This window comes from Brevundimonas sp. 01N35 (assembly GCF_056399785.1).
The window spans coordinates 78,269-91,260 of record NZ_JBFTRZ010000004.1 but is presented as its reverse complement, the minus strand read 5'-3'; the positions used below and the strand labels follow the sequence as shown (position 1 = coordinate 91,260).

Here is a 12,992-nt window from a genome sequence, read left to right as displayed (position 1 = left end):
CCCGCGTCGCGAGCGATAGCGCACCTTCACGCGCTCAAGCAGCGAGGTGCCGCGCGCCGAGCGATAGCGCACAAAACAGAGAGAACTTCTCTATGCGTGAAGCCGTCATCGTCTCCACCGCCCGCACCCCGATCGGCCGGGCCTATCGCGGGGCCTTCAACGACACCCAGGCGCAAGCCCTGGGTGCCCACGCGGTGAAGCACGCGGTCCAGCGCGCTGGCGTCGATCCGGCCGAGATCGAAGACGTCGTCATGGGCGCGGCCCTGCAGCAGGGCTCGACCGGAACGAACGTGGCGCGCCAGGTGGCCCTGGCCGCCGGCCTCCCCTCTTCCGTGCCCGGCATGAGCCTGGATCGCCAGTGCGCCTCGGGCCTGATGGGCATCGCCACGGCGGCCAAGCAGGTGATCTTCGACCAGCAGAAGATGGCGGTCGGCGGCGGTCTGGAGAGCATCTCCCTGGTCCAGAACCAGCACATGAACCTCTACCGGATGAAGGACGAGGCGCTGCTGAAGCTGTCGCCCCACATCTATATGTCGATGCTGGAGACCGCCGAGGTCGTCAGCCGCCGCTATGGCATCAGCCGCGACGCCCAGGACGAGTACGCCCTGCAGTCGCAGCAGCGCACCGCCGAGGCGCAAGCCGCCGGTCGGTTCGACGCCGAGATCGTGCCGATGACCACCTCCATGCTGGTGATGGACAAGGCGACCGGGCAGACCTCCTCCAAGGAAGTCACCCTGGCCAAGGACGAAGGCAACCGCCCCGACACCACCCTGGAAGGGCTGAAGGCGCTGAAACCCGTCTTCGGCGGCGGCGAGGAGATTCAGCAGGGCGAGTTCATCACCGCCGGCAACGCGTCCCAGTTGTCGGACGGCGCCGCGGCCTGCGTCGTCATGGAAGCGGGCGAAGCGGTGAAGCGCAACCTGCAGCCGCTCGGCGCCTATCGTGGCATGGCGGTGGCGGGCTGCGAGCCGGACGAGATGGGCATCGGCCCCGTCTTCGCCGTGCCCAAGCTGCTGAAGCGCCACGGCCTGACCGTGGACGACATCGGCATCTGGGAGCTGAACGAGGCCTTCGCCGTCCAGGTACTCTATTGCCGTGACACCCTGGGCATCCCCAACGACCGGCTGAACGTCTCGGGCGGCGCCGTCTCCATCGGCCACCCCTACGGCATGTCGGGCGCGCGGATGACCGGCCACGTCCTGATCGAGGGCAGGCGTCGCGGGGCCAAATACGGCGTCGTCACCATGTGCATCGGCGGCGGCATGGGCGCGGCGGGTCTGTTCGAAATTTACTGAGCCGGCCAGCCGCCTCCATCATCCGTGGGGGGACGCGCTTCAGTGGGCGTGCGCGTCCGCAGGCGCCGTCGACAGCAGTGCCTTCACATAGCTGTCGCGCCAGATGGACACGTCCGAGTCGCGCACCACCTGCATCAGCGCCTTCCATTTGCGGATGCGTTCGTCCAGCGGCATGGTCAGGGCCTTCTTGATCGCCTCCGACAGTTCCTCGCGGCTGAAGGGATTGACCAGCAGAGCCTCGCCCATCTGTTCGGCGGCGCCAGCGAAGCGCGACAGGATCAGCACGCCGGGATCTTCCGGGTTCTGGGCCGCGACATATTCCTTGGCCACCAGGTTCATGCCGTCGCGCAGCGGCGTGACCAGACCGACCCTGGCGGCGCGATAGATGCCCGCCAGCTGATCCCGGCGGAAGGTGCGGTTCAGGTAGCGGATCGGCTGCCAGTCCATGTCGGCATAGGCGCCGTTGATGCGCCCGGCCAGGGCGTCCAGTCGCGCCCGGATGTCCTGATAGGTGTCCACGTCGTCGCGCGAGATCGGCGTCACCTGCAACAGGAAGACCTCGCTGCGCAGGGCCGGGTTGTCCTCAAGGAACTGCTCATAGCCCAGCATCCGCTGCTCCAGCCCCTTGGAGTAGTCGAGCCGGTCGACCCCGACGATCATGGACCGGAAGGCCGCCGACGCCGCCATTCGGTCGTAGGTCTTGCGTCCCAGCACCGAACCGCGAGCACTCAGGAAACCTTCCACGTCGATGCCGATGGGGAAGACCCCGCCCTGCACGCGGCGCCCAAAGGCCTCGATCACGTGGTCGGACGAGACCCGGCCGCGCGCCTCGACCTCGACGTAGCGTTCGAACAGGCCGAGCCATTCATGGGTTTGGAAGCCGATCAGGTCGAAATAGAACATCGACTCCACCAGTCGCCGATGATGCGGCAAGGTGACCAGCAGCTGACGCGCCGGCCAGGGCGTGTGCAGGAAGAAGCCGATCCGGTTCTTCACCCCCAGGCGGCGCAGGTCCCGCGCCATGGGGATCATGTGATAGTCGTGGATCCAGATAATGTCCTCGGGCTGGATCAGCGGCCGCAGCACCTCGGCGAAGCGGCGATTGGTGCGCTCATAGCCCTCGCCGAACGACCGCTCATAGGCGGTCAGGTCCACCCGGTGATGGAACAGCGGCCACAGGGTCTTGTTGGCGTAGCCGTTGTAATATTCGTCGACGTCCTGCGGCTCCAGATCCACCGTGGCGACGGTGACGCCCGCCCTATCCTCGAAGTTCAGTTCGCCAGTGAACTGCTCGACCGTTTCGCCGGACCAGCCGAACCACAGGCCGTCGTATTTGCGCAGCGCCGCCGACAGGGCCATGGCCAGTCCGCCCGCCGATCCGGCGGCCGGGTCGCGCGGCGCCGAAACGCGGTTGGAAACGACGATCAGCCGGCTCATCGCGCGTCCTGCCAAGAACGACTGAGCAGCACGGCGCAGTTGATGATGCCGACCAGGGAGTAGGTCTGCGGGTAGTTGCCCCACAGTTCGCCGTCCTGAATGGCGATGTCCTCGCTGAGCAGGCCGGCATGAGTTCGGCGGCTGAGCATCTCGTCGAAGATGGCCCTCGCCTCTTCCGTCCGCCCATTCAGATGCAGGGCCTCGATAAACCAGAAGGTGCAGAAGTTGAACGCCGTCTCCGGCTCGCCGAAGTCGTCGGGATGGATATAGCGGAACAGATAGCCGCCCTTCTTGAGGTCGCGCTCGATGGCCTCGAAGGTCTTCACCTGACGCGGGTCGCGGGCGTCGAGGAAGCCCAGATCGGTCATCTGCAGCAGGGAGGCGTCCAGTTCGGTTCCGCCGAAGCTGGCGGCGAACCGGCCTTCGTCAGGCAGGTAGGCCTCGGCCTCGATCCGGGCACGGATCAGCCGCGCCCGCTCGTCCCAGATTTCGGCCCGTTCCGGCAACCCCAGATGTCGCGCCGCCTTGGCCAGCCGGTCGCAGGCGGCCCAGCACATGACCGAAGAATAGGTGTGCACCCGGGCGATGGTGCGGAACTCCCACAGGCCGGCGTCGGTCTGGTCATGCATGGAGAAGGCGCGGTCGCCGACCTTTTCAAGGGCGTGAAAATCCTCGATCGAGCCGGGCCGCAGCAGGCGTTCGTCGAAGAAGGCCTGGACCAGGGGCAGGACGATCTGGCCATAGACGTCGTGCTGCAGATGCTCGTGCGCCTGGTTCCCGACGCGCACCGGCTTCATGCCGCGATAGCCCTCGACGCTGTCGACGATGCGTTCGCCGATACCCGCCTCCAGCCCCACGCCATAGACGGGCTGCACATGCCCCCCCTTGGACGCGTCCACCAGATTACGCAGATAGCCGAGGTAGTTCTCGAGAATGTCGACCGCGCCCAGCCGGTTCAGCGCCCGCACCGTGTAATAGGCGTCGCGCATCCAACAGAAGCGATAGTCCCAGTTACGCCCGCTCTCGGGGAATTCCGGCACCGAGGTCGTCATGGCGGCGACGATGGCGCCGGTCTCTTCATAGACGCACAGCTTCAGGGTGATGGCGGCGCGGATCACCGCCTCCTGCCAGTCCAGCGGCACATAGAGGGTCCGCGCCCACAGTTTCCAATTCAGGATGGTCAGGTCGAGGGCGGCGATGACGCCGGCCGTGACCGACTGGTCATAGCCTTCGTCCGGGCCGAGGAAGAAGGCCATCTCGCTTTCCAGCCGGAAGGTCCGTTCGTCCAGCACGTGGGTGACGGGGCAGTTGGTGGTCAGCCTCAGGGTCACGTCGGTGCAGAGGTAGCGGATATGGTTGGAGCCCGACGTGCGCTCGGCCCGGCGCGCGCCCCAGTCGGCCGAGGGCCGCAGCCGGATCGTGATGCGCGGCGCGCCCGACAGCGGCCGCACCACCCGCGCGAACGCGATCGGCCGATAGATGCGCGAGTGCTTCAGATGACGCGGAGCGAAGTCGATGATCTCGACCGAGGCCCCGCGCTCGTCGGTCATCACGGTGCGCAGCACGGCCGTGTTGCGGACATAGGCCTGCTCGACGAACTTCACACCCTCCAGTTCAATGGACCAAAATCCGTGCTGGGGATCGTTCCCGTCCATGAGGGCCGAGAACACCGGATCGCCGTCGACGCGCGGCGCGCAAGCCCAGACAAAGCGAGCCCGTCGGTCGACCAGGGCGCTGACCGAGCAGTTGCCGATGGGGGCGAGGTCGAGGTTGGGACGGCTCATGCAGGGACCTCCGCTATCCCGTCCAGCCAGTCCAGCACGGCGTTCACGTCCTCCAGCCGATAGCGCGCCGCCGTCGCCCGCTCGGGGCCGACCAGAACGCCGAAACCGCCCAGCCTCTCGGCCGCCTCGAACCCGTGCTCGTCGGTCAGGTCGTCGCCCACCATGACCGGCACGCCGCCCTGAAAGGGCGCCTCGGCCATGAAGGCGGACAGCGCCGCGCCCTTGTCCGCGCCCGGCGTCTTGAGCTCCAGCACCATGGCGCCGGGTTGCAGCGCCAAGCCGGTCTCCTCGGCCAGGGACGCCGCCAGGATGAGCGCCTCCCCGGACACGTCCGGCGCCTGGCGATAATGCAGACCCGCCGACAATTCCTTATCCTCGACCAGCACGCCGGGCCGGGCGGCGGCGAAGGCGTCGAAGGCGGCGACGGCGCGGCGCACCGCTGGATCGGGCGTGCGCTGGACCAGGGAGCCGTCCTCGCGGCGGCGTTGCAGCCCGTGAACGCCGGAAGCCGCCCGCGCGGCGCCGTCGCTGATCCGGTCGATCTCGCGCAGCGTCCGGCCGCTGACGATGGCGACCCGCCCCTGCAAACGTTCGGTCAGCCGCGTCAGCACGTCCGTCCGCCGGACGTCCGGCCCCACCGCATCCGGCGTCGGGGCCAGCGGCGCCAGGACGCCGTCCAGATCCAGAAACAGGGCGGCTTTGCGAAGGGCCACGGGCGGCTTGGGCAAGCGTGGGGCGATGACCCCGGATGCTGACGGCATAAGGTCCGAACTCGTGTTCTGCGGAGGTTGAGACTGCTGAGAACGCATGGAGTCCGGGAAGGTTGTCCCTCAAGCGACAATTCCGCGGCCGCATCGCCATTGTGCGAACAATCCAGATGGGGCAATTCGCGAGGCGCCATGAAGAACCGCGGCAGCGGTCCGGCGTTCAGGAGCCGATGCCCATGACCGATTCAGTTCACTCGTCGCCCGAGCAGATCGCCGCGATGACGGACCGAGCGCGCGAGGTGGTCCGCCTGAACATCCAGGCGCTGGACGCGCTGGAGCGGTCGATCGACGTCTCGATCGCACGCGCCTGCGACATCATCCTGTCGCGGCCGGGCTATCTGGTCGTGACCGGCATGGGCAAGTCGGGCCATATCGGCGGCAAGATCGCCGCGACCCTGGCCTCGACCGGCACCAATTCCTTCTTCGTCCACCCCGCCGAGATGAGCCACGGCGACCTGGGCATGCTGCGTCCGGACACCACCCTGCTGGCCATTTCCAACTCGGGCGAGAGCCGCGAACTGCGCGATCCCCTGATCTACTGCCAGCGCAACGACATTCCGGTCATCGGCATCACCCAGAGGGCCGGCAGCTTCCTCGGCCGTCACTCCGCCGTCTGCCTGACCATGCCCCACGTGGCCGAGGCCTGCCCCAACGGCCTGGCGCCGACCACCTCGACCCTGATGACCCTGGCCATGGGCGACGCCCTGGCCATGGTGCTGATGGACCGCCGCGGCTTCACCCGCGAGGATTTCGGCCTGCATCACCCCGGCGGCGCCCTAGGCATGAGCCTGCAGAGCGTCCGCGAATGGATGGGCGACAACGCCGCCACCCCGGCCGGCGTGCCGCTGGACGCCAGCTTCAGCGCCGTGGTCTCCGCCATCAGCGCGGGTCGCAAGGGCGCGGTCGCGGTCCTGCATTCCGACGGGACCCTGGCGGGCATGATCACCGACGGCGACATCCGCCGCGCCTTCGCCAGCGACATCTCGGTCATCCGCGCCGAAGACATCATGAGCCGCGCGCCGATCACCGTCGATCCCGACGCCCGGATGAGCGATGTGGTCGATCTGCTGAGCGCCAACAAGATCGCCAATCTGTTCGTCGTCGATGACCAGAGGCCGGTCGCCATCATTCACGTCGCCGAACTGATGCAGGCCGGCTACGTTTCCTGATGAGCCAGGACATCCTCTTCGACGCCAGCCGCCTGCTGAGCCGCACCGATCGGAGCGCCCCGACCGGCGTTGATCGCGTTTGCCTGGCCTACGCCGAATGGCTGGTCGACCATCCCGACTATCGAATGGTGCCGGTCCGGTCGCGTCACGACCAACTGGCTATGGTGGACGACGCCTGGTTCCGCGACTGCATCCTCGACCTGCGTCGTCGATGGTCCGGCGCGGCGACCAGCCGCGCGTTGAACGACGCCGAGCGCCGCCTGTTCGCCGCGCTGCAGGCCGACAAGCCGACCGCTTCGGTCATGAGCGAAGCGCCCGAGCCCGGCCAGTCGAAGCGCAAGAAGGCGCGCGCCTGGAAGCAGTATTTCCGGGCCAAACGGGTCGCCGCCGCACCGCCCGCCCGCCTTTATTTCAACGTCGGGCACACCAGCCTGAACACGCCGGACATCCTTACCGGCCTGAGAGCCCAGGGGATTGATCGCGTCGTGATGCTGCACGACCTGATCCCCATCACCCATCCCGAGTTCTGCCGACCGGGCGACGGCGCCAAACATCGCCGCCGGGTGATCACGGCGCTGCGCCACGCCTCACGGATCGTGGTCAACTCGCACTATACGGCCCATGAACTGCTGGCCTTCGCCGAGCGCGAGAGGCTGCCGGCCCCGCCCGTCGACGTCGCCCACCTGGGCCTGGAGCCGATCTTCCTCAAGGCCGAGCCCAGCCCCTCGCGCCGTCCCTATTTCGTCCATGTCGGCACCATAGAGGCGCGCAAGAACCTCGCCTTCCTGCTGACAATCTGGCGCCGGCTGCAGGAACGGATGGGCGACCAGGCCCCGCGTCTGGTCCTGATCGGCCGTTACGGCTGGGAGAACGAGGCCGTGCTCGACCACCTGCAGCGCTCGCCCAATCTTCAGGGTCTGGTGCATCAGGCCGAGAACCTGCCCGACACGGCGCTGGCCGATCTGATGCAGGGCGCCCAGGCCGTCCTGGCGCCCTCCTCCGTCGAGGGGTTCGACCTGCCGGCGGTCGAGGCCTGCGCCCTCGGCGTCCCCCTGATCGCTTCCGACATTCCCGCGCACCGCGAACTGGTGCCGCAGGCGACGTTGATCGATCCACTGGATGGCCTGGGCTGGCTGACGGCCCTCGAGGCCGCGACCCGGCGACGCCCGGCGGTGACAGCCTATTCGCCGCCGACCTGGCCCCGACATTTCGCCACGGTCGAGGCGCGGCTGGGCCTCGACCGCAACGTCGACGCCCGCCTCGTCGGCTCGGCATGAGGCCGTGTCGGGGATCGGCGCCATGCCTCTGGTCCGACGCGGCAAAGCCAAGTAATCACGGTCATGAACCGCCAGATCCCCGGAGCCGCCATGAAGCGATCCCTTCTGCCCCTGATCGCCCTCGCCCTTGTGGGCGGCTGCTCGACCCTGCCCGGAGACGGTCCGTCGGGCCGCGCCGTCGTCGACGGGGCCGCCGGCGCCCAACAGGCCGGCAACTACGCCATGGTCGATCTGGACTACGCCGTCGGCGAAACGATCAAGGCCGTCCCCCCCCGCTTCGGCGGCAGTCTGGCTGCGGGCGGCGCCGACGCGCCGGTGGACGTGCTCGGCATCGGCGACACTCTGGCGGTGTCGATCTACGAACCCAGCGGCGCCCTGTTCGGCACCCGCAACATGTCGCGCGACATCCAGACTGGCAGCCAGGCCCTGCCGCCGCTGGTGGTCGACCGCACCGGCGCCGTCAACGTCCCCTTCGCCGGTCGGGTCCATGTCGACGGCCTCACCGGCCCGGAAGCGGCCGACGCCATCAAGCGCGCCCTGCGCGGCAAGGTCGGCGATCCTCAGGTCATCGCCGCCATCACGCAGAACCCCTCGAACGCGATCACGGTGCTGGGCGATGTCCGCAGCCCCGGCCGCGCCGCCCTGTCGGTCAACACCGACCGAATTCTGGACGTTATCGCCGCCGCCGGCGGCCCGAGCCGTCCGGCTGAAGACCTGATCGTCAACGTGCGTCGCGGCGACCAGACCTATTCGGCGCCCCTGACCCTGGTCGCCACCACGTTCGGCGAGAACGTGCGTCTGCGTCGCGGCGACCAGGTCAGCCTGACCTACAAGCCGCGTCGCTTCACCGCCTTCGGCGCCGTCGGCGCCGTCAGCGAGCAGGATCTGGGACAGGGAAGCCTCAGCCTGACGGCCGCGCTGGCGCGCCTGCGCGGGCTGGACACCCAGTCGGCCAACCCCCGCTCGGTCATGGTGTTCCGCTTCGAACGGCCCGAGGTCGCCCAGGCCCTGGGCCTGACCCAGGCCGCCACGCCCCGCGGCGTGCCCGTGGTCTATCGGCTGAACCTGGCCGAGGGTCAGGGCTTCTTCATCGGCAATAATTTCATGATCCAGCCGGAGGACGTGGTCTATGCGCCGCGTTCGGATTCGGCCGAGGCGCGCAAATTCTTCGAGTTCGTGCAGTCGATCACCCGCGTGATCTACGACGTCTCGGTCACGAGCGCGCTGAACGTCAACTAGGGCGATGTTCGGTCGCCTCGGACGCCGCCGTTTCGAAACCCCGTCCTCGGGGCTGAAGGGTGATCGGCCCGAGGTGCCGACGTCGACCGACGACCTGCTGTCCCTGCTGCAAGCGATCGAGACGGCGGCCGGCGAGGTCTATGGACGCCATGGCCTGCCGCAGCGTCGGGGGCACTACCGGCGCCCCGCCGACGGCAACGTCTGGGAGCCCCTGGGCGACGCCCTGTCCCCCGCCGAGAAATGGGCGCTGGTCGATAGTTCGCCCGAGGGCGGTCGCTGGCGCTACGCCGCCTATGAAGCCCTGGGGGCGGGCTCGGACGTCCCTGCCGTCCGCCGGGCCTCCGCCCTTCTGGCCGCCTGTCAGGGCCTGCGTCAGCGCCTCGCCGATCGCGCGACCATCTCGGCTCAGGACCTGGCGGACTCCATCCGCCTGGGCGAGGCCTGGTCCCGCCTCGCCACGGACACCTCGATCCCGAAATTCCTGCCGCCGGACGAGGCGGGCTGACCTCAGCCCTGCCCGACGGCCCCCGCGAGGAGTTCCAGCGACCGCACCCGTGCGGCGGGATCCCAGATCTGGCTGGTGACCATCAGTTCGTCGGCCCCGGTCTGGGCGACGAAGGCCTCTATCTGAGCGCGGACGGTCTCGGGCGATCCAACCGCCGAACAGGCCAAGGCCGCGTCGATCATGCCCCGCGCGGCGCCGTCCAGCCGCTCGTAATAGCCCTCGACCGGCGCCGGCAGCTTGCCGGGACGCCCGGTCCTCAGGTTGACGAAGGCCTGCTGGACCGAGGTGAACAACAGGCGCGCGGCCGCATCCGTCTCGGCGGCGAAGACATTGTAGCCCAGCATGGCATAGGGCTCAGCCAGGTGTTCGGACGGCCGGAAGGTCTGACGATAGACGTCCAGCGCCCGCATCATGTCGCCGGGCGCGAAATGGCTGGCGAAGGCGTAGGGCAGGCCCAGATGCGCCGCCAGCTGCGCCCCGTAGGTCGAGGAACCCAGGATCCAGATCGGCACGTCCTGACCCTCGCCGGGGTTGGCGATGATGCGCTGATCCGGCGCCGCCGGCGCGAACCACTGCATCAACTCCATCACGTCCTGCGGGAAGGCGTCCACGTCGCCCTGAAGAGTCCGCCTCAAGGCCCGCGCCGTCGCCTGATCCGAGCCGGGCGCTCGACCCAGACCCAGGTCGATGCGGCCGGGATAAAGCGCGGCCAGGGTGCCGAACTGTTCGGCGATGACCAGGGGGGCGTGATTGGGCAGCATGACGCCGCCGGCGCCCACGCGGATGGTCCTGGTCGCCGCCGCCACCGCGCCGATGACGACCGAGGTCGCGGCGCTGGCGATGCCCGGCATATTGTGGTGCTCGGCCAGCCAGAAGCGGCGATAGCCCAGCCGCTCGGCGTGGCGAGCCAGGTCGAGGGTGTTGGCCAGCGACTGCGAGACATCCGAGCCCTCGGGCACCGGGGCGAGATCGAGAATGGAAAGCGGGGTCATCCGTCCGATATGGGGCCGCGCGTCAGCGGCGCCATATCAACCGATGCATCCGACGATGATTTACGTCAGGTCGACGCCCGTGGTGCGCATGATCTCGGCGCGCAGCTCTGGCATGCCCGTACCCTTTTCGGACGAGGTGACCAGAACTGCGGGGAAGGCGGCCGGGCGTTTGGAGATGGCCTTCAGTGTCTCCGCCTGGACCTTTTCAGCCTCGCCCTTCTTCAGCTTGTCGGCCTTGGTCAGGACGATCTGATAACTGACGGCGGCCAGGTCCAGGGCCTTCAGCGCCTCGTCGTCGACCTTCTTGAGGCCGTGGCGGGCGTCGATCAGCAGATAGACCCGCTTCAGCGTCACCCGGCCGCGCAGATAGTCGCGGCCCAGGTCCTGGAACTTCTTCACCGTCGTCTTGGACGCCTTGGCCCAGCCGTAGCCGGGCAGATCGACCAGCCGCAAACGGCCGTCCAGATCGAAGAAATTGACCTCGCGCGTGCGGCCCGGCTCGTTCGAGGCTCTAGCCAGCTTGTGCATCCCGACCAGGGCGTTGATCAGGCTGGACTTGCCGACATTGGAACGGCCGGCAAAGGCGATTTCCGGCAAGTCGGGGTCAGGAAGTTGCTCGATCTTGGCGCAGCCCAGGACGAAGGTGGCCTGGCGCGAGAACAGCACGCGCGCGGCCTCAATCTCGGTGTCCGAGTATTCTCCGACCTTGGGCTCTGCCGATGGTTCGTCCAATGAATCAGGCCTTCTTGAAGCGGGCGATAAAGCTGTCGATCGGGTTCTCGGCCTTGAAGCGATGCATGATCACATACTGCTGCAGGATCGAGAGGATGTTGTTCCACGCCCAGTAGATCAGCAGGCCGGCCGCGAACGGGGCCATGATGAAGGTGAAGACGAAGGGCAGGAAGGCGAAGATCTGACGCTGCATCGGGTCCTGGGCGGGCGGGTTCATCGACTGCTGCAGCCACATGGTCAGACCATAGATGATCGGCAGGACGCCGAGATGCAGCGGGCCGGTCAGCAGGCTGCCGACCAGGGGCAGGGTCGCCGGATCCCACGGAATGGCGCCGAACAGGTTCCAGATCGTCGACGGGTCACGCGCCGACAGGTCGCGAATCCAGCCGAAGAAGGGCGCGTGGCGCATTTCGATGGTGACGAACAGCACCTTGTACAGGGCGAAGAAGACCGGGATCTGCACCACGATGGGCAGGCAGCCCGCCAGCGGATTGATCTTCTCCCGCTGATACAGGGCCATCGTCTCCTGCTGCTGCTTCTGCGGGTCGTCCTTAAACTTCTTTTTGATCTCCTCCATCTTGGGCTGGAGGGTCCGCATCTTGGACAGGCTCTCGTAGGACTTGTTGGCCAGCGGGAACATGATCAGCTTGACCACGACGGTCAGGGCCAGGATGGCCAGGCCGAAGTTGCCGAGGACGCCGTAGAAGAACTCCACGATCATGAAGATCGGGCGGGTCAGGAAGAACAGGTGGCCCCAGTCGATGGCGTAGACGAAGCGCGGCAGGTCCAGGCTCTTCTCATAGCCGGCCAGGATCTCGTTACGCTTGACGCCGGCGAACAGACGCTGGGTCTCTTCGATCTGGCGCCCCGGCTGGATGGTGCGGGTGGCGCCCAGCATGGCGGCTTCGTGGACGTTCAGACCCTCGGCGTCGCGGACGGCGAACCGGCCCTCGATCGTTTCCTTCTGGTCCGGGATGAGGGCGGCCATCCAGTACTTGTCGGTGATGCCCAGCCAGCCGCCGGTCGATTGGTTCTCGATGCGCGGCTTCTTGGCCCAGTCCTTGTACTTGACCTGTTCCGTCGTGAACTTGCCGTCCGCGCCGAAGGTGCCGATGGCGCCCTCGTGCAGGATCATCTGCTTGCCCAGATCCGTCGGCACGCCCTGGCGCTCGACGCGGCCATAGGGGGCGATGGTGATCGGCTGGCCGCTCAGGTTGGCGACGGTGTCGGTGACGGTGAAGACGTATTGCGCGTCGATGGCGATGACGCGGGTGAAGCGCAGGCCCTGGCCGTTGTCCCAGGTCAGTTCGACCGGGGTGGTCGGGGTCAGGGTCGCGCCCTTGGTCAGTTGCCAGACCGTGTTCGGACCGGGCACGCCGCCGAGGACGTTGGGGCCGCTCCAGCCGAACTGGGCGAAATAGGCGTGCTCCATCCCCTGCGGGCGGAACAGCTCGACCGGGGGCGAATTCTTGTCCAGCGTCTCGCGGTAGCGGGTCAGATACAGGTCGTCGATGCGCGCGCCCTGCAGCGACAGCGAACCCTTCAGCGTATCCGTCTGGATCGGCACGCGGGCGGCGGCGCCCAGGGCCTGGGCGCGGTCGGTCACGAAGGCTTCAGGACGCGAGGCCGTGCTGGCCCCGGCGTCGCTGACAGCCAGCTTCTGCTCGGCGGCGACGACCTGCGCCTGACGGCGCATCTCGGCCTGCGGGCGCATCACCATGAAGTAGTACACGCCCATGATCAGGGCCGCGCACACGAAGAAGATGATGGTGTTGCGCGAATTCTCGTTCTGCAT

Annotated in this window: 11 protein-coding genes; 5 read left to right on the top strand and 6 right to left on the bottom strand. The window is 67.7% G+C overall.

What is annotated here, in order from left to right; genetic code table 11:
- Positions 1-92 precede the first annotated feature (92 nt).
- Entirely contained in the window at positions 93-1,295 is a 1,203-nt protein-coding gene (locus tag AC1DJ5_RS05320) for an acetyl-CoA C-acyltransferase (RefSeq protein ID WP_477019915.1), read from the top strand.
- A 39-nt stretch (positions 1,296-1,334) separates the two neighbouring features.
- On the opposite strand, the gene AC1DJ5_RS05315 is transcribed toward AC1DJ5_RS05320, so the two are convergent.
- The 3 genes from AC1DJ5_RS05315 to otsB are packed head-to-tail and all read right to left on the bottom strand — an operon-like array spanning position 1,335 to position 5,277.
- The gene (locus tag AC1DJ5_RS05315) at positions 1,335-2,732 is read right to left on the bottom strand and encodes an alpha,alpha-trehalose-phosphate synthase (UDP-forming) (protein ID WP_477019914.1); all 1,398 of its coding nucleotides are present in this window, start codon (positions 2,730-2,732) and stop codon (positions 1,335-1,337) included.
- Complete coding sequence (locus AC1DJ5_RS05310) at positions 2,729-4,516, bottom strand: glycoside hydrolase family 15 protein (protein ID WP_441454318.1); 1,788 nt, start codon at positions 4,514-4,516, stop codon at positions 2,729-2,731. The genes AC1DJ5_RS05315 and AC1DJ5_RS05310 overlap by 4 nt, the downstream gene beginning before the upstream one ends.
- A complete protein-coding gene (otsB, locus tag AC1DJ5_RS05305; protein WP_477019913.1) occupies positions 4,513-5,277 on the bottom strand; it encodes a trehalose-phosphatase in 765 nt (254 codons plus the stop codon). Before otsB ends, AC1DJ5_RS05310 begins: the two co-directional genes overlap by 4 nt.
- Before the next feature lie 182 nt (positions 5,278-5,459).
- Between otsB and AC1DJ5_RS05300 the strand changes: the two genes are divergently transcribed.
- From AC1DJ5_RS05300 to AC1DJ5_RS05285, 4 genes are all read left to right on the top strand, one after another.
- Positions 5,460-6,452 (top strand): KpsF/GutQ family sugar-phosphate isomerase, encoded by a 993-nt coding sequence (locus AC1DJ5_RS05300; RefSeq protein ID WP_441454320.1) that lies wholly within the window; start codon positions 5,460-5,462, stop codon positions 6,450-6,452.
- A complete protein-coding gene (locus AC1DJ5_RS05295) occupies positions 6,452-7,729 on the top strand; it encodes a glycosyltransferase family 4 protein (protein WP_441454321.1) in 1,278 nt (425 codons plus the stop codon). Before AC1DJ5_RS05300 ends, AC1DJ5_RS05295 begins: the two co-directional genes overlap by 1 nt.
- Positions 7,730-7,819: 90 nt before the next feature.
- On the top strand, positions 7,820-8,968 hold the full coding sequence (locus tag AC1DJ5_RS05290; RefSeq protein ID WP_477019912.1) for a polysaccharide biosynthesis/export family protein: 1,149 nt from the start codon (positions 7,820-7,822) through the stop codon (positions 8,966-8,968).
- A gap of 4 nt (positions 8,969-8,972) precedes the next feature.
- Positions 8,973-9,473 (top strand): hypothetical protein, encoded by a 501-nt coding sequence (locus tag AC1DJ5_RS05285; protein WP_477019911.1) that lies wholly within the window; start codon positions 8,973-8,975, stop codon positions 9,471-9,473.
- Positions 9,474-9,475: 2 nt separating this feature from the next.
- Here AC1DJ5_RS05285 and AC1DJ5_RS05280 read toward each other — a convergent pair whose 3' ends face one another.
- From AC1DJ5_RS05280 to yidC, 3 genes are read right to left on the bottom strand one after another with little or no spacing between them, the layout of a single operon-like run.
- Entirely contained in the window at positions 9,476-10,465 is a 990-nt protein-coding gene (locus AC1DJ5_RS05280; protein WP_477019910.1) for an LLM class flavin-dependent oxidoreductase, read from the bottom strand.
- A 60-nt stretch (positions 10,466-10,525) separates the two neighbouring features.
- On the bottom strand, positions 10,526-11,197 hold the full coding sequence (gene yihA, locus AC1DJ5_RS05275; protein WP_441454325.1) for a ribosome biogenesis GTP-binding protein YihA/YsxC: 672 nt from the start codon (positions 11,195-11,197) through the stop codon (positions 10,526-10,528).
- Positions 11,198-11,201: 4 nt separating this feature from the next.
- On the bottom strand, positions 11,202-12,992 hold the full coding sequence (gene yidC, locus AC1DJ5_RS05270) for a membrane protein insertase YidC (protein WP_477019909.1): 1,791 nt from the start codon (positions 12,990-12,992) through the stop codon (positions 11,202-11,204).

Excerpts from the sequence above, each read along its gene's own strand:
- AC1DJ5_RS05300 (WP_441454320.1), top strand. The coding sequence starts at position 5,460 with ATGACCGATTCAGTTCACTCGTCGCCCGAGCAGATCGCCGCGATGACG.
- otsB (WP_477019913.1), bottom strand. The coding sequence starts at position 5,277 with ATGCCGTCAGCATCCGGGGTCATCGCCCCACGCTTGCCCAAGCCGCCC.
- AC1DJ5_RS05280 (WP_477019910.1), bottom strand. The coding sequence starts at position 10,465 with ATGACCCCGCTTTCCATTCTCGATCTCGCCCCGGTGCCCGAGGGCTCG.
- AC1DJ5_RS05315 (WP_477019914.1), bottom strand. The coding sequence starts at position 2,732 with ATGAGCCGGCTGATCGTCGTTTCCAACCGCGTTTCGGCGCCGCGCGAC.
- AC1DJ5_RS05310 (WP_441454318.1), bottom strand. The coding sequence starts at position 4,516 with ATGAGCCGTCCCAACCTCGACCTCGCCCCCATCGGCAACTGCTCGGTC.
- yidC (WP_477019909.1), bottom strand. The coding sequence starts at position 12,992 with ATGCAGAACGAGAATTCGCGCAACACCATCATCTTCTTCGTGTGCGCG.
- AC1DJ5_RS05285 (WP_477019911.1), top strand. The coding sequence starts at position 8,973 with ATGTTCGGTCGCCTCGGACGCCGCCGTTTCGAAACCCCGTCCTCGGGG.
- AC1DJ5_RS05320 (WP_477019915.1), top strand. The coding sequence starts at position 93 with ATGCGTGAAGCCGTCATCGTCTCCACCGCCCGCACCCCGATCGGCCGG.
- AC1DJ5_RS05290 (WP_477019912.1), top strand. The coding sequence starts at position 7,820 with ATGAAGCGATCCCTTCTGCCCCTGATCGCCCTCGCCCTTGTGGGCGGC.
- AC1DJ5_RS05295 (WP_441454321.1), top strand. The coding sequence starts at position 6,452 with ATGAGCCAGGACATCCTCTTCGACGCCAGCCGCCTGCTGAGCCGCACC.